Here is an 18,292-nt window from a genome sequence, read left to right as displayed (position 1 = left end):
ATAATTAAAGAGTAAAGTTTTAGGTAAATAGAATAGTATTTTTTTAATTAGGAAAAATAATATCATAATTTAAAATACATAATTTGGGGTGTTAATATGAAGAAAAATATAATAAAAGAATATGGAATAATGACTTTTGGAATTATTCTTGTTGCTATTTCTGTAGAATATTTCTTTGCACCAAATAATTTAGCAGCTGGTGGAGTTACAGGTTTAGCAATTGTTATAAATAATTTTTTCCCTAGAATTGGAGTTGGAATAATTACATTAATAATAAATATAATATTATTCGGAGTTGCATTTTTATTTATTGATGGAAATTTTGGAGGTAGGACAATATATTCAAGTTTAGTTTTATCACTTATAATGTGGATTATAGAAAAATTTTTAAATCCTTTTGCAATATCAAAAGACTTAATGATAGCAACTATTTTTGGAACTTTAATTTCTGCATTTGGAATGGCATTAGTATTTAATAAAAATGCGTCAACAGGCGGAACTGATATATTAGCAAAGTTACTTAATAAATTTTTCCACATGGATATTGGTAAAGCACTTTTATTGGTAGATCTTATAATTACACTTTTAGGGGCTTATGTATTTGGATTAGATTTAGGATTTTATTCAATACTAAGTGTAATTATATTAGGAATTGCAGTTGATAAATTTATTGAAGGATTTAATACTTGTAAGCAAGTAATTATAATAAGTCAACATTCAGATAAGATAAGTGACTTTATTTTAAATGAACTTGAAAGAGGATGTACATGTTTAAAAGGTGTTGGAGGTTTTTCTAAGAAAGAAAATTTTGTTATATACACAATATTGAATAGAAATGAGTTTATAAAATTAAAAAATCACATAAGAGAAGTAGATGATAAAGCATTTATTACTGTTGGAGAAGTACATGAAGTTTTAGGAGAAGGATTTACTGAATTAGACAATGTATAAACTTAAAAAATTCATTAATTTTGTTGAATTTGCCACTAATATAAAAAAACTTAATAAAATTTTATATTATATGTCATATGACATATGATATAATGAGTTTATATAATGGACAAGGGGTTTATATAGTAAGTCCAAATATATAAGGAGTGTTTAGAGATGATAGAATTTAAGAATGTATCTAAAGTTTATGATAATAATGTAAAAGCTCTAACAGATGTTAACGTAGAAATAGCATCAGGGGAATTTGTATTTTTAGTTGGACCATCTGGAGCTGGTAAATCAACATTCATAAAGATGATATTAAAAGAGGTTGAGCCTACTTCAGGACAACTAATAGTAGCTGGAAAAGACTTAGCAGAAATAAAAAGAAAACAAACACCTTACTATAGAAGAAAGATAGGAATGGTATTCCAAGATTTTAGATTAATACCAAATTTAAATGTTTATGAAAATGTAGCATTTGCTATGAAAGTAGTTGAAGCTACACCAAAAGAAATAAGAAGAAGAGTACCTATGGTATTATCATTAGTTGGATTATCACATAAGTACAAGATGTTCCCACATGAACTATCAGGGGGGGAACAGCAAAGAGTATCATTAGCTAGAGCAATAGTTAATAATCCAACAGTCTTAATTGCGGATGAACCTACAGGTAACTTAGACCCAGATACATCAAATGAAATAATGGGACTTTTAGATGATATAAATAAGGCTGGTACAACAGTTCTTATGGCAACACATGCTCAAGAAATAGTTAATGACATGAAAAAAAGAGTTATAGCTATTGAAAATGGACATATTGTAAGAGATGAGAAGAAAGGTAGGTATAATGATGAAAATTAATACGGTTAATCATTTTATTTCGACTGCCTTTAAGAGCTTAAAAAGAAATAAAACAATTTGTTTTGCTTCAATTATTACAGTACTTATAACATTCTTTGTATTAGGTGTATTTGTACTTGTAACTAAAAATGTAGGATTAGCTCTTGATGATGTTCAATCAAAAGTTGAGCTTAAGGTATTCCTAAAAGATGATATTAAATTAGTTGAACAAAGAGAAGTAGAAATTAAGTTAAATGAGCTTCCAGGAGTTAAAGAAGTTCATTATGAATCAAAAGATGAAGCTTTTAAAAACTTTGAAGAAAATACAAAGGATAATAAAGGATTATTAGAAGGATATAGTCTACAAAAAAATCCATTCCCAGCGTCATTTGTAGTTAAGTTAGATGATGCAAGTTATGCAAAATCAGTATCTGATGCAGTTAAAGATTTAGCTGGAGTTGAAAGTATAGGTAACCAACAAGATCTTATAAATACAATAACTAAGGTTGTAAATGCTGTTAAGGTATTAGGAGCAGTATTATTTATTATATTAGTTGGTGTTGCAGTATTCTTAATAATGAACACTACAAAGTTAACAGTTTACTCAAGAAGAAGAGAAGTTGGTATAATGAAATTTGTAGGTGCAACAGACTGGTTTATAAGATGGCCATTTATAATTGAAGGTATGATAATAGGACTTATAGGTTCATTATTATCAACTGGATTAGTATTCTTATTATATAAGGGTGCAGTTAGTTGGATAGCAGGAAAAATGTTATATATTTCATTAGTACCTGTAAGCTATGTTGGAACAACATTATTATGGCAATTTGCATTAGGTGGATTAGTAATTGGTGGAGTTTCAAGTTATGCTTCATTAAGAAAATTCTTAATAGTATAAAATGCATAAAATTGAATAAATTGTATTAAAATAAACTCAGTAAGAATAAACTTACTGAGTTTATTTTAATGTGGAAAAATTAGGGATTTTAAGTTATACTTTAAAACGAACATAGTGTTTAAATTTTAGAAAGGATGTTGTTTTTAATGAGGCAAGGAAGTAATAAAAACAATAACAGGCTAATCTATATAATAGTAGGAGCAATACTTGTTATTTGTTTATGTTTTGGAAGTTTTTATATAGGTAATATCTTTGCAACAAAAGGATTAGTACTTGCATCAACTAATTCTAAGGTAAGTAATACATTTAATGAATTTGGAAACATAGATAAATATAAAGAATTATTTGAAGTTAGAGATGCATTAATTAAAAATTATGATGGCAAAATTGATGATAAAGTAGCATTAGAAGGTGCTATTAAAGGAATGGTAAATTCCTTAGGTGATCCATATACAGTATATATGAATAAAGATGAGTTTAAAAAATTCAATGAGCAAAATTCAGGTGAATATATGGGGATAGGAGTTTATGTTGGTGTTAAAAATGGAAAAGTAACAGTAATATCTCCTATAGAAGGTTCTCCTGCTGAAAAGGCTGGAATTAAAAGTGATGACATTATTGTAGCTGTAAATGGTCAAAAGGTTGAATCTGATGTAGAGAAAGCGACTTCTTTAATAACTGGTAAGAAAAAAGAAGAAATAACATTAACTATTCAAAGAGGAAAAGATGCTCCCTTTGATATTAAAGTTATGAGAGATACTGTAAAAACAGACTCAGTAAAAGGTGAAATGATTGAAAAAAATATTGGATATATACAAATTACATCATTTAATGCTAATGTAACAAATGACTTTAAAAAGGAAATAGAAGCTTTAAAAGCTAAGGGAATGAAAGGGATGATACTAGATTTAAGAGGAAACCCAGGGGGTTACTTATCAGAAGCAGTTGGAGTTGCATCACAATTTATTCCTAAGGGAAAGCTTATAACATATACAGTAGATAAATATGACAATAAAACTGAAGAAGTTTCAAAAGGTGGAATAGCTGAAGGTATGCCATTGGTTGTTCTTGTTGATGGAGGAAGTGCAAGTGCATCAGAAGTTGTTACAGGGGCATTAAGAGATTATAAGGTTGCAACTATAGTTGGTACTAATACTTTCGGTAAAGGTATAGTTCAAGCACCAGTTCAATTTAATGATGGAAGTGCATTAAAGGTTACAATATCAAAGTACTATACTCCAAATGGAGAAAATATTCATCATAAAGGAATAAAACCAGATGAAGTTGTTGAATTTTCTAAAGAGGTTTCAAGTTCAAATTATAGCAAGGATAAAGATAATCAACTTAAAAAAGCTTTAGAAATTATAAATAAAAAAGTGAATAAATAATATTTTAAGAGAGTGCTGATTTAGCACTCTCTTTTATAATTTAATGTATATTGCAAAAGAATAATTTTTGGGCTAATGTATAAATAAGATTAAATTTACTAAAAAATTAAGTATATATATTTTGCGTTAAATTGAGGTGAGAAAATGGGAGAATTTAAGATAAAATCTAAATTTAAGCCTATGGGAGATCAACCAAAGGCTATAGATAAATTAGTTGAATCAATAAATTCAGGAAATGAATTTCAAACTCTTTTAGGAGTTACGGGATCTGGAAAAACATTTACTATGGCAAATATAATAGAAAGAGTTCAAAAGCCAACTATTGTATTAGCTCATAATAAAACATTAGCGGCACAGCTTTGTTCTGAATTTAAAGAATTTTTTCCAGACAGTATAGTAGAATACTTTGTGTCATATTATGATTATTATCAACCAGAAGCATATGTGCCACAAACAGATACATTCATAGAAAAGGATGCTTCTATAAATGATGAAATAGATAAACTTCGCCACTCTGCTACATCAGCTCTTTTTGAAAGAAAGGATGTTATCATAGTAGCATCAGTATCCTGCATATATGGTCTTGGTAACCCAGAAGAATATAAAAAGCTTACAATAAGTCTTAGAACTGGAATGCAAAAAGATAGAGATGAGATAATAAGAAAACTTATAGAAATTCAATATGAAAGAAATGATATTGATTTTTCAAGAGGAACATTTAGAGTTAGAGGAGATTCTTTAGATATTATTCCAGCCTCATCTTCAAATAAAGGGATAAGAGTTGAATTTTTTGGAGATGAAATTGATAGGATAAGAGAATTTGATGTATTGACAGGAAAAATATTAGGGGAAAGAAATCATGCTCAAATATATCCAGCATCTCACTTTGCTGCTTCAAAAGAAGTATTAGAAAGATCTATTAACATAATTGAAGAAGAACTTGAAGAAAGATTAAGAGTTTTAAATGCTGAGGATAAATTATTAGAAGCTCAAAGATTAAGACAAAGAACTAATTTTGATATAGAAATGATAAGAGAAATGGGATATTGTAGTGGGATAGAAAACTATTCTAGAATATTAGATGGAAGAGCGCCAGGAACTCCACCTAAGACATTACTTGATTACTTCCCAAAAGATGATTATTTAATGTTTATAGATGAAAGTCATGTAACACTTCCGCAAGTTAGAGCTATGTATGCAGGAGATAAATCAAGAAAAGATTCTTTAGTTGAATATGGATTTAGGCTTCCATGTGCATATGATAATAGACCATTAAAGTTTAAGGAATTTGAAGAAAAAATAAATCAAGTTGTATTTGTAAGTGCAACACCATCTAAGTATGAAGAAGAACATGCAAAAGTGGTTGCAGAACAAATAATAAGACCTACTGGATTATTAGATCCTGAAATAGTCATAAAGCCAGTTACTGGTCAAATAGATGATTTATATGGAGAAATAAGGAAGACAACAGAAAAAGGATTTAGAACTCTTATTACGACTTTAACTAAGAAAATGGCAGAGGATTTAACAAAGTATTTGACAGAGCTTGGCGTTAAAACTACATATATGCATTCTGATATAGATACAATTGAAAGAATGAGAATAATAAGGGATTTAAGACTAGGTAAATATGATGTTTTAGTTGGAATAAATCTTCTAAGAGAAGGACTTGATATCCCTGAAGTTGCTTTGGTTGCAATATTAGATGCAGATAAAGAAGGTTTTTTAAGATCTGAGACTTCGCTTATACAAACGATAGGAAGAGCTGCAAGAAACTCTGAAAGTAAAGTTATAATGTATGCAGATAATATAACTGGTTCAATGGATAGAGCAATTAAAGAAACAGAGAGAAGAAGAGAAATTCAAAAACAATATAATGAAGAACATAATATTATTCCTAAGACAATTATAAAAGATGTAAGGGAAGTAATTGAGGCAACAAAGGCTGCTGAGGAAGAAACTAAACATGAAATAGAAAATCAACCTAAGAAGCTTACTAAGAAAGAAAAAGAAAAACTAATTAAGAAATATACAGATGAAATGATGTATGCTTCAAAGAATCTTCAATTTGAAAGAGCAGCTGAACTTAGGGATATGATAAAGGCTTTAAAAGATTAAAGGAGACCTCCTTTAGTCTTTTTTATTTAAATTATTTTTAATAATTCACAAAGTTTAAACAAAATAATGTAATAATTATAATAAGTAGAAAAATATTTGGAAATATGAGATAAATTAGTAGAATTATAAGTGATAAGATTAAATTTTATTAATATTGATGCGTAAAATTTTAGAGAATTAAATATTTATAGATTTAAAAAAATTACTATAAATGGTAATATAAAAACACGGGTAAATTTTAAGCATATATTTAATTTAGGTGATTATTTTTGTATAAAACTAATATTTAAGTCAAAGGGAACTAAATATTAAAGGAGTGAGGAAAATGATCACAAAAGAATATGAAAAAAAATTAGAAGGGTTAGGAGCTTTTGAAATTAGCAATGATATGTTAAAGCTTGCTCAAAATAATGAGAAGCATAATGTATTTTTAAATGCAGGTAGAGGGAATCCTAATTGGATTAATACTAAGGCTAGATTAGCTTTTGGGAGAATTGTTGAATTTGGAGTTTTAGAATCTGAAAGAACAATGCATAATGGGGATTTAGCTGGTTATACAACATTAAAAGGGATTAAGGAAAGATTTGAATCATTCTTAAATGATAATAATGATACAGATAGGTTCTTAAAAGATATGATTAAATATCATATAAATAATTTAAAAATAGATGGCGATGAATTAGTTAAAGAATTAGTTGATGGTGCAATTGGTAATAATTATCCTGTTCCAAGTCGTTGCTTAGTTAATGTTGAAAAGATTTTAAATGTGTATCTACAAAAGGAATTATATAATGGTGTAAATCTTAAAGATCAAACAAAAGTATTTCCAACAGAAGGTGGTACAGCAGCAATTTGCTATATCTTTAATTCACTTAAAGAAAATAAGTTAATAAAAGAAGGAGATAAAATTGCAATTAATACACCAATATTTACACCATACTTACAAATTCCAGAACTCAATGATTATGAAATGGTAGAAGTAGATTTAAGATCTAAAGAAGAAAATAAATGGAGCATGTCTGTAGATGAATTATCAAAATTAGAAGATAAGAGCGTAAAAGCTTTATTTCTTGTAAATCCTTCAAATCCAGGTTCTAAAGCATTAGATAAGCAAACTTTAGATGCGATAGCTAAGATTGTTGAAAAGCGTAAGGATTTAATCATCATAACAGATGATGTTTATGGTACATTCGTAAATGAATTCCAAACAGTTTATAGTGTTGCACCACATAATACTTTACTTGTTTATTCATTCTCAAAATTATATGGATCAACTGGTTGGAGAATTGGATTAATAGCTGTAAATGAAGATAATGTGTTTGATAGACTGATAGGAAATCTTAAAGAAGAAGAACGAGAAATGCTTGATAAAAGATATGGACTTGTAACTTTAAACCCACGTGAATTAAAGTTCATTGATCGTTTAGTTGCAGATAGTCGTTCAATAGGACTTTATCATACATCAGGTTTATCTACACCACAACAAGTTATGATGGCTTTATTTGCATCAACAGCAATACTTACAAAAGAAAAAGATCCATACATCGAAGCTTCTAAAAAATTAGTAGGAGCAAGATATCATGATTTATTCTCAACAATAGGTATTGATGAAGATAATAGTAGAGAAAATGCAAAATACTATTCAATAATAGATGTATATAGTTTAGCAGAAAAGCATTATGATACTAAGTTTAAAGAATATCTACAAAAGGAATTTGAACCAATTGATTTCTTATTAAAATTAGCAGAAAAAAATGGTGTTGTACTAATGGAAGGTGTAGGATTTGGAGCAAAACCAGGAACTTTAAGAGTATCAGAAGCTAATCTTCCAAATGAAGCGTATAAAAAGATAGGAGAACAAGTATTAGAATTAATTTCTGAATATTATAGCGACTATAAGGAAAAATACAATCTATAAAAATGTTAGTAAATACAGAAGGTGATTTTATATGAGGGTGATTATTAGTTTTTTAGAAAAGAATCCAAGTGTAGCAATATTCTTTTGCTTAGCACTTGGTTATCTGATAGGAAAATTTAAGGTTAAATCATTTAGCTTAGGATCAACTGTTGGGACGCTTATAATTGGATTAATAGTAGGACATTTTGGGATATTTAATATATCACCAGTAGTAAAAAACATATTTTTTAGTTTTTTCATTTTTACAATAGGATATGAAGTTGGACCAGCTTTTGTAAATAGTTTAAAAAAATCAGGTATAAAGGTTATTATTCATGCAGTATTTTTTAGTGTATTTGCATTTATAGCAGCTATGATTTGTTTTAAATTATTCCATGTAGATGCAGGAGAAGGTGCTGGTATAATTGCAGGTTCTTTAACTCAATCAGCAGTAATAGGAACATCATCATCAGCTATAAATTCACTTAATATTTCAAGTGCTGCAAAATCAGTTATGCAATCTAAGGTTGCAATTGCATATGCAATAACATATGTATTTGGGACAGTAGGAGTACTTATATTTTTAAAGAACATTGCACCAGTGCTTTTACGTGTAAATTTAAAAGAAGAAACAAAGAAAATGATTGAAAAACTACACTTTACAGGGGATAATGCAGATGGTTCAAGCATAATAAGTAATATAAAAATGCGTTCTTTTTTAGTTAATGAAAATTCAACATATGTAGGAAAATCAGTAGCTAACATAGAAAAAGACTTTAAAAATAAAATTACTTTTGAAAAGATATTTAAAAATGGACAAGATACTGATTTTGATCAAAATACACTTATAAATTCAGGTGATTATATTACTTTAATAGGAGATTTAACAGACATTGTAGAAGCTTCTAATAATGGGTTATCAGAAATAGCTGATGAAAAATATATGAACATACCATTACAAAAATCAGAAATAATGCTAACTAAAGAATTTAATATAAAAAATTTAAAAGATTTATATAGCAATAATATAATGATAAAATCAGTTAAAAGAAATGGTAAGAAATTAGAAGACGAAACAGAAATGAAAAATGGAGATGTATTAGAACTTATTGGTCCTAAACATGCTATATCAAAAATAGTAAAAGAGTTTGGATATATTAAAACTAATGGTACAGAAACAGATGTTACTTATTTGACATTTGGTATTATAGTTGGAATTTTAATAGGTGCATTAACATTAACAATTCATAATATACCAATAACTCTTGGAAGTGGTGGTGGAGCATTATTTGCAGGATTATTCTTTGGATGGTATCAAAATAAGCATCAACGTATTGGACAAATACCATCATCAACACGATGGTTCTTAAAGAGTGTGGGATTAAACCTATTTATTGCTGTGGTTGGATTACAATCCGGAAATGCATTTATTCCAGCATTAAAATCAATGGGATTTTCAATTGTATTAATAGGTGCATTAGTATCTTTAATTCCACATATACTTTCAGTATACTTTGGAAAGTATGTATTAAAATTAGAAGCAGTAGATATAATTGGTTCACTTTGTGGTGCAGGTACAATAACAGCTGCATTAAATGCTATTACTGAAGAAAATGGAAGCAGTATATTTGCTTTAAGTTATACACCTGCTTATGCAGTAGGTAATATATTGATTACTGTATTAGGACCTCTTGTTATTGCATTCTTATCTTGATGTTATTAAAAAAAAGTGGTTGCAACGTTTTAGCAATCACTTTTTTTTATTTTATTTATTGGGCATAATAAAATTTAAATATGAGCAAATTTATTAAAATTTTAATAATTAATAAAATTTAATGAGTAAGAGCATTTGTAACTTAATTATAGAAATTACAAGTGATATAATTGACAATATAATTAGATATCTTTAGAATTATTTTATAGGAACGTTTGTTCGATTATTTTTTAAATATTACATCTATATGCTTAGGATAAAATCATAGTTGAAGAAGAGAGGTACTATTATATGAAGGACAAAATTATAATAAAAGGGGCTAAAGTACATAATTTAAAAAATGTTAGTTTAGAAATACCAAGAGATAAATTAGTAGTATTTACTGGGCTTTCAGGGTCAGGTAAATCGTCATTAGCTTTTGATACTCTTTATGCTGAAGGGCAAAGAAGATATGTCGAATCATTATCAGCTTATGCAAGGCAATTTTTGGGACAAATGAATAAGCCTGATGTTGAAAACATAGAAGGTTTATCACCTGCAATTTCAATAGATCAAAAAACAACAAGTAAAAATCCAAGATCAACTGTAGGTACAATAACAGAAATATATGATTACTTAAGACTTCTTTATGCTAGAGTAGGTACACCACATTGTCCTAAATGTGGAAGAGTTATAAGTCAACAATCAGTAGACCAAATCATAGATAAGGTTATGGAACTTGAAGAGAGAGCAAAAATACAAATATTAGCTCCAGTTGTAAGAGGAAGAAAAGGAGCTCATGAAAAAATATTAGAAAACATAAAAAAGAGTGGTTTTGTTAGAGCAAGAATAGATGGTGAAATATATGACCTTACAGAAGAAGATATAAAACTTGAAAAAAATAAAAAACATAACATAGAAGCAGTAATAGATAGACTAGTTATTAAAGAAGGTATAGAAGGAAGACTTACAGATTCTATAGAAACAGGATTAAAATTAGGAGAAGGATTAATTATAATAAATGAAATAGGTGGAAGTGATACATTATATAGCGAAAAGTTTGCATGTCCTAATTGTGGAATTAGTATAGAGGAATTATCACCAAGAATGTTTTCATTTAACTCACCATTTGGTAAATGTGATTACTGTGATGGTCTTGGAACATTAATTGAAATAGATGAAGATTTAGTAATACCAAACAAAGATTTAAGCATTATGCAAGGAGCATTTGCTCATTGGGGTGAAGGTAGATTAAAAGAAGATTCATGGACATTTGCGTTTTTAAAGTCATTGAGTAAAGAATATAAATTTGATTTAAATACACCTATAAAAGATTTGCCAAAAGAAATAGTTAATATGCTTTTATATGGAACAGAAGGGAAAAGAGTTAAGGTAGACTATGTAAAAGATGGAGTAAAGGCTACTTATAATTCTGCATGGGAAGGAGAAATTAATAGTCTTCAAAGAAGATATAGAGAAACTAATTCAGATATTATAAAAGGCGAAATAGAACAGTATATGAGTGATAAACACTGCCCTAAGTGTAAGGGAGCTAGACTTAATAAAGAGGCTCTTGCTGTAACTGTCGGAGAAAAAAATATATATGAATTTACAGAACTTTCAATACAAGATGAATTAGATTTTATAAAAAACATTGAGTTCTCTGAGAAAAATAAAATAATAAGTGAGCAAATAGTAAAAGAAATAGTTAGTAGATTAGAGTTTTTAGTTAATGTAGGATTAGAATATCTAAATCTTTCAAGAAGTTCAGGAACTTTATCAGGTGGAGAATCTCAAAGAATAAGGCTTGCAACTCAAATAGGTTCTGCACTTATGGGGGTTTTATACATATTAGATGAACCAAGTATTGGACTTCATCAAAGAGATAATGATAGATTAATTAAAACATTAAAGCATTTAAGAGATGTAGGTAATACTGTTATAGTTGTTGAACATGATGAAGATACAATGAGAGAGGCAGATTATATCGTTGATATTGGACCAGGAGCTGGCGAACATGGTGGAAATATTGTTGCAGCAGGTTCAGTTGAAGAGATTAAAAAATGCAAAGATTCAATAACAGCTCAATATTTAACAGGAGAAAAGAAGATAGAAATACCAAAAGAACGAAGAAAAGGAAATGGTAATAAGATAACTGTCTCAAAAGCTAAAGAAAATAATCTTAAAAATGTAACTGTAGATTTTCCATTAGGCGTACTAACTATGGTTACAGGAGTATCAGGTTCTGGAAAGAGTACATTAGTAAACGAAATTCTTTATAAAGGCTTAAATAAGCTTATAAATAAAAGCAAAAATCCAGTTGGAGCTCATAAAGAAATAAAAGGATATGAAAATATAGATAAGATAATAGATATAGATCAAAGTCCAATAGGAAGAACTCCAAGATCAAATCCAGCAACATATACAGGAACATTTGATATAATAAGAGAATTATTCTCTCAAACTCAAGAAGCTAAGATGAGAGGATATAAGCCAGGAAGATTTAGCTTTAATGTTAAAGGTGGAAGATGCGAAGCATGTTCTGGTGATGGAATAATAAAAATAGAAATGCAATTTTTATCAGATGTATATGTTCCATGTGAAGTTTGTAAGGGTAAAAGATATAATAGAGAAACATTAGAAGTTAAGTATAAGGGTAAGAATATAGATGATGTATTAAACATGACTGTAGAAGAAGCTTTAGAATTCTTTGAAAATATACCAAGAATAAAAAATAAACTTCAAACACTTTATGATGTAGGTCTTGGATATATAAGATTAGGTCAACCTTCAACTCAATTATCTGGTGGAGAAGCACAAAGAATAAAACTTGCATATGAGCTTTCAAAGAGAAGTACAGGTAAAACTTTATATATTTTAGATGAACCAACAACAGGGCTTCATATTGATGATGTTAATAGACTTGTTCAAATACTACAAAGATTAGTGAATGCAGGAAATTCAGTTGTTGTAATAGAACATAATTTAGATATGATAAAATGTGCTGATTATATTATAGATTTAGGTCCAGAAGGTGGAGATAAAGGTGGTACGATTGTTGGAGTTGGAACACCAGAAGAAATATGTGATATAGAAAATTCATATACTGGATATTATCTAAATAAGATATTAAAGTAAACAGAGAAAATAAAATATTATAAAATAGTTAACTAGCTTTTAGAAAAGTTTACTTATTAAAAGCTAGTTAATTATTGGAATAACAAATAATTGTAATATAAATGTAGGAAATTAATATTATTTTGGTGTATAATCAAAAAGATAAAGTAATTTTTCGAGGTGAAAAGATGGATTTTTCAAAATTTATTGCAGTCGTATTTGGAATAATTTTTATCGTACTATTATACTTTATAATAATTTATGCCTTAAAGATAATGGCTAAAGATGTCAAAAGTGGGGCAAGCGCACCAAAAAACATTAAAAAAAATAAGCGTGCAATTAATAAAAAACCAGCACCTTCAAAGAGGCATCATGGAATAGAAGTAATAGAAATAGGGGATAATGCGACACTAAAAGTAGGATCGGTAATACCGATTAGAGATGTAGCTACAATAGGAAGACGAAGTAATAATACAATTGTATTATCAGACCAATATGTATCTGGAGCTCATGCCAAGATAATGGTGCAAGATAATGCTTTAGTATTAGAAGATTTAGGAAGTACAAATGGAACTTTTTTAAATGGCGAAAAGATAAAGGGAAAAGTTAAATTGTTTGCACAAGATCAAATAACTATAGGAACATCAGTATTTAAAGTACTGTCTTAAATAGCGTGAGGTGATTTAATGTTTAAAGATAAAAAAGAAACCATAATGCTAAGCTTGATATATATACTGTGTATAGCACTTTTTACAAATTTAGCTATAATAAAAGATCCTATAGATAAAAATGCACTATATTTTGGTGGAATATTATGTGTTGTTATTTTTATTGCACATTTTATCGTAAGAAAATTTTATCCAAATGGAGACAAATTTATTCTTACGTTTTCATGTCTATTAGTTGTTATAGGAATAGCTATGCTATATAGAATAAATCCAAAAGTTGCAGAAAAGCAACTTATGTGGTTCTTGTTAAGTATAGTTATTTATATAATAATCTTAAAATTATTTCCAGACTTTAGAAAATTCTCAAAATATAAAAATGTTTATATGATATTTATACTAATATTTATGCCAATGGCCCTTATAATTGGTACAGAGGTATTTGGAGCTAAAAACTGGGTAATAATTGGTCCTGTAAGTTTTCAACCATCAGAATTTGGTAAGATAGCATTAGTATTATATTTATCAGCAGCTCTTAAAGAATATAAAGCAGGAAATAATTCAAAAAGTAATATAAAGCATCTTATTCAGCCTGCACTAATAGTTATGTTTAGTTTAGGATGTATGGTACTTCAAAGAGATTTAGGATCAGCTTTAATATTCTTTGGTATATCAATAACTATGTTATATATTGCAACGGGTAATAAATTATACATAATTACTTGTTTGATACTTTCAGCTATAGGTTCATTTGTATCATACAATATATTTGGACATGTAAGACAAAGAGTTGAAATATGGAGAAATCCTTGGGCATATGCACAAGATCAAGGATATCAAATAGTTCAAGGGCTTTACTCAATTTCATCAGGCGGAATGTTTGGATCAGGACTTGGTCAAGGATATCCAGGATTTGTACCAGTTAATACAACAGACTATATTTTTGCAATAATATGTGAAGAGTTTGGTATGGTATTTGGAATAGGTATAATGATTGTATATTTTTTATTGTTCTATAGATGTATAAGAACTGCATTTGTTACAGATGATGAATTCCTTCAACTTAATGCAGTTGGATTTAGTGCTATGATAGCTTGTCAGATACTAGTTATAATAGGAGGAATATTTGCAATAATTCCTTTAACAGGTATAGCGTTACCACTTTTAAGCTATGGTGGTTCATCAATGCTTACAATGTTCTTTGCACTAGGTATATTGCAGAAGATTTCAGAGGAGGGCTAACAATGAAAGGTGATATTAAAGATAGTGTAAAAAAAGTAATGATTGTATTTTTATTTTTCCTTGTAGCTCTTATTTCTTATATAGCTTATTTTCAGGTTTTCAAAGCACCAAAAATTGCAGAGATGCCTGGAAATCAAAGAGCTTGGGCTAGAAAGAACCAAGTTTTAAGAGGTGAAATTCTAGATAGTTCTGGAAAAGTAATTGCAAAAAGTATTAGAGAAAAAAATAATACTCAAAAAAGAGAATATGAATATGGTGCTTTATATGCTCATCCTATAGGATATATTAGTAGTATATATGGAGAATCAGGGCTTGAAGCAGCTTATGATAAAGAATTAACTACAAGTGATAATGCATCAGTAAGATTTAAGAAGCTTTTAAGTAATCCAAGTTTAGAAAACTTAAAAGATGCATTTTTTACTAGAAATCATAAAAATAAGATTGGAAATACTGTTGTTACAACTCTAGATACTAAGCTTCAAAAGACAGCATCTGAAGCTTTAGGAAGTAATAAAGGAGCAGTAGTTGCACTTGATCCTAAAACAGGAGCAGTTTTAGCAATGGTATCTAAACCAAGTTTTAATCCTAATAATTTAGAAGAGGAAATGAAAAAAGCTAATAAAGGAACAGCTGAAAACAGTCCTTTAATAAATAGAGCTATAAATGGATTATATCCACCAGGATCAACATTTAAGATTGTTACAACTACAAGTGCTCTTCAAAATATACCAGGAATTCAAAATAGAATATTTAATGATAATGGAAGTATTACATTTGGAGATGGAAGAAGCTTAAGTAATGTAAAAGGTATAGCAAATGGTAGCATAAACTTAAGAAGTGCATTTATTGCATCAAGTAACGTTGTATTTGGAACACTTGGAATGGAACTTGGAAATCAAAAACTTATGAAGACTGCAGAGAAGTTTGGATTTAATAAAGATATACCAGCTAATGGCTTTACTATAACAAAAAGCTCATTCCCAGAAGAATCTAATCCAGGACAATTGGCTCAAACAGGTATAGGTCAAAGTTCAATACTTGCAACTCCAATGCAAATGGCATTAGTAGCTAGTGCAGTTGCTAATAATGGTGTTATAATGGAGCCAAATCTTGTAGGTAAAGTTTTAGACCAAGAAGGAAATGTTGTAGAAACAATTAAGACTAAAGAGTTTAGCAAAGTTATGGATAAAAGCGATGCTGAAACTATAAAAGGATATATGAAAGGCTTAGTTCAAAAAAATATAGATAGTGGAACTTGGAGCTATCTAGCTGGAACTGATGCCGCTGCAAAAACAGGTACAGCAGACTATAATAATAGTGATGGTACCCCAGCAACACCACATTCATGGTTTGTAAGTTTTGCGCCAGCTGATAATCCTAAAATAGCAGTTGCCGTAATTGTTGAAAATGGAGGATTTGGAGCAATAAAAGCAGCTCAAGTTGGAGGAGCGGTTATAAACGCAAAATTAGGAAATAATTAAAATATAAAATAAATTATAAAGAAATAGGATATCTTACAGGGTATCCTATTTTTTATAAGTGCTATAATTGTTATATAAATTTAAACAAAGGAATAGGAGGGGATTAAAATTTTTGATTTTGAATATCAATTAAAAATTTTACCAGATAAACCTGGAGTTTATTTGATGAAAAATTCATTGGGAGAAGTTATATATGTTGGTAAAGCAAAAATTTTAAAAAATAGGGTTAGACAATATTTTAGAACTTCTAAAAATCATTCTGAAAAAGTAAAAGCAATGGTTAAAAATATTGCTGAATTTGAATATATAGTAACAGATTCTGAGATGGAAGCTCTAATCTTAGAATGTAATTTAATAAAAAAATATAGTCCTAAATATAATATCTCATTAAAAGATGATAAGTTTTATCCTTTTATTAAAGTTACTACAAATGAGGATTTTCCTAGAGTTTTTGTAACTAGAAATTTTGCAAAGGATGGGAATAAATATTTTGGACCATATACAAATGGCGCGGCTGTTTATGAAACAATAAATCTAATAAGAAAGGTATTTCCTATTAGAACTTGCAAAAAGTCTATAAAAGAAGGGGAAGAACCTACAAGGACATGTTTAAATTTTCATATTAATAAATGCAATGGACCTTGTGGTGGGCATGTATCAAAAGAAGAGTATGGAAAGATGATTAATTCTGTTATAGATATATTAAATGGCAAGGATAAAGAAATAATAGGTGAACTTAAAAAGAATATGGAAAAGTGTGCAGAAAATTTTGAGTTTGAAAAGGCAGCTTCTTATAGAGATAAAATTGCAGCTATAAATGAATTAGTTCAAAAACAAAAAATGTTTAAAGTAACAGATGAGGATGAAGATTTCATAAATATATATAGTGATGAAAAAGATAGTTGCATACAGGTATTTTTCTCAAGAGATGGTAAAGTTACAGGAAGAGAACATTATATGATAGAAAATACTGTAGGTGAAGATTCAAAAGACGTATTATCTAAGTTTATAGTTAATTTTTATAGTGGTTCATCTACCGTTGCAAAAAATATATATTGTCCAGAAGTTTCAGACAAAGATATATTAGAAGAATTACTAAGTGTAAAGAGAGGTTCTAAAGTCTTAATTAAAACTCCTCAAAAGGGAGATAAAAAGAGCATGCTAGAGATGGTTAAAGAAAATGCTAAGATAACTTTAGATCAATTCAAAGATAAAATATTAAAAGAAAAGGAAATAAATAGAGTATCTTTAGGTGAACTTGCTACAATGCTTTCATTAGATGAAATGCCACATAGAATAGAAGCGTATGATATATCTAATATACAAGGTGTAGATTCTGTTGGAAGTATGATAGTTTTTGAAAATGGGAAAGCAAAAAATAGCGACTATAGAAGGTTTAGAATAAAAACCGTAAAAGGTGCTAATGATTATGATAGTATGAGAGAAATATTAGAAAGAAGATTTACTCATGGATTAAAAGAAATAAAAGAAATACAAGAGAGAGAATTAGTATTTTCAAATGGTAAATTTTCGAATTTCCCAGACCTTATAATGATGGATGGAGGAAAAGGACAGGTTAATATTGCTTTAGAGGTGTTAAAAAAGCTTGATATAGATATTCCAGTCTGTGGTCTTGTAAAAGATGATAAACATCAAACTAGAGGAATCATATATAACAATGAAGAGTTAATAATAAATAGAAGTTCAAACCTTATGCAACTTATAAGACGAATTCAGGATGAAGTTCATAGATTTGCAATCACATATCACAGATCTCTTAGAGATAAGAGGACACTTCATTCAATATTAGATGATATACCTAATATTGGAGCAAAAAGAAGAAAGGAACTTCTTATGAAATTTGGAAGTGTAGAAAGAGTGAAGGATGCAACTATAGAAGAATTATTAGAAGTCCCAAGTATTAACAATAAAGCTGCTGAAAGTATAATAGAATATTTTAAAGGTTATAAAAAATGAAAGAAAGTGAATTAATTGTAAACTTTGGGGACTTGTTTTA

12 protein-coding genes are annotated in these 18,292 nt (G+C 28.6%); all 12 read left to right on the top strand.

All coding sequences use genetic code 11. From position 1 onward, the window contains the following. The first annotated feature begins 96 nt into the window (after nucleotides 1–96). The 12 genes from SPJ33_RS08715 (at nucleotide 97) to uvrC (ending at nucleotide 18,252) form a co-directional block, all read left to right on the top strand. On the top strand, nucleotides 97–951 hold the full coding sequence (locus tag SPJ33_RS08715) for a YitT family protein (protein WP_321117576.1): 855 nt from the start codon (nucleotides 97–99) through the stop codon (nucleotides 949–951). A gap of 156 nt (nucleotides 952–1,107) precedes the next feature. Next, nucleotides 1,108–1,794, top strand: coding sequence for a cell division ATP-binding protein FtsE (gene ftsE / locus SPJ33_RS08710; RefSeq protein WP_321117575.1), 687 nt, complete (start codon nucleotides 1,108–1,110; stop codon nucleotides 1,792–1,794). After that, on the top strand, nucleotides 1,784–2,674 hold the full coding sequence (gene ftsX, locus SPJ33_RS08705; RefSeq protein WP_321117598.1) for a permease-like cell division protein FtsX: 891 nt from the start codon (nucleotides 1,784–1,786) through the stop codon (nucleotides 2,672–2,674). The genes ftsE and ftsX overlap by 11 nt, the downstream gene beginning before the upstream one ends. Before the next feature lie 146 nt (nucleotides 2,675–2,820). Beyond that, the gene (locus SPJ33_RS08700) at nucleotides 2,821–4,062 is read left to right on the top strand and encodes a S41 family peptidase (protein WP_414627221.1); all 1,242 of its coding nucleotides are present in this window, start codon (nucleotides 2,821–2,823) and stop codon (nucleotides 4,060–4,062) included. 144 nt (nucleotides 4,063–4,206) lie between these two features. Then, a complete protein-coding gene (gene uvrB / locus SPJ33_RS08695; RefSeq protein WP_321117574.1) occupies nucleotides 4,207–6,180 on the top strand; it encodes an excinuclease ABC subunit UvrB in 1,974 nt (657 codons plus the stop codon). Between the two features lie 325 nt (nucleotides 6,181–6,505). After that, nucleotides 6,506–8,098, top strand: a complete 1,593-nt coding sequence (locus SPJ33_RS08690) for a bifunctional aspartate transaminase/aspartate 4-decarboxylase (protein ID WP_321117573.1) — start codon at nucleotides 6,506–6,508, stop codon at nucleotides 8,096–8,098. Between the two features lie 31 nt (nucleotides 8,099–8,129). Beyond that, on the top strand, nucleotides 8,130–9,791 hold the full coding sequence (aspT, locus tag SPJ33_RS08685) for an aspartate-alanine antiporter (RefSeq protein WP_321117572.1): 1,662 nt from the start codon (nucleotides 8,130–8,132) through the stop codon (nucleotides 9,789–9,791). Between the two features lie 291 nt (nucleotides 9,792–10,082). Then, nucleotides 10,083–12,908 (top strand): excinuclease ABC subunit UvrA, encoded by a 2,826-nt coding sequence (gene uvrA, locus SPJ33_RS08680; protein ID WP_321117571.1) that lies wholly within the window; start codon nucleotides 10,083–10,085, stop codon nucleotides 12,906–12,908. 167 nt (nucleotides 12,909–13,075) lie between these two features. Next, a complete protein-coding gene (locus SPJ33_RS08675) occupies nucleotides 13,076–13,555 on the top strand; it encodes an FHA domain-containing protein (protein ID WP_321117570.1) in 480 nt (159 codons plus the stop codon). An 18-nt stretch (nucleotides 13,556–13,573) separates the two neighbouring features. Beyond that, a complete protein-coding gene (locus tag SPJ33_RS08670) occupies nucleotides 13,574–14,794 on the top strand; it encodes an FtsW/RodA/SpoVE family cell cycle protein (protein WP_321117569.1) in 1,221 nt (406 codons plus the stop codon). Between the two features lie 2 nt (nucleotides 14,795–14,796). Continuing rightward, the gene (locus tag SPJ33_RS08665; RefSeq protein WP_321117568.1) at nucleotides 14,797–16,275 is read left to right on the top strand and encodes a peptidoglycan D,D-transpeptidase FtsI family protein; all 1,479 of its coding nucleotides are present in this window, start codon (nucleotides 14,797–14,799) and stop codon (nucleotides 16,273–16,275) included. Between the two features lie 108 nt (nucleotides 16,276–16,383). Then, a complete protein-coding gene (uvrC, locus tag SPJ33_RS08660) occupies nucleotides 16,384–18,252 on the top strand; it encodes an excinuclease ABC subunit UvrC (protein WP_321117596.1) in 1,869 nt (622 codons plus the stop codon). Nucleotides 18,253–18,292: the final 40 nt, after the last annotated feature.

Origin of the sequence: Clostridium sp., from assembly GCF_034179595.1 — a bacterium.
Taxonomy (GTDB): Bacteria; Bacillota; Clostridia; order Clostridiales; family Clostridiaceae; genus Clostridium.
Note: the sequence above shows the minus strand (reverse complement) of the source record. Positions and strands in the feature narration are given on the sequence as shown.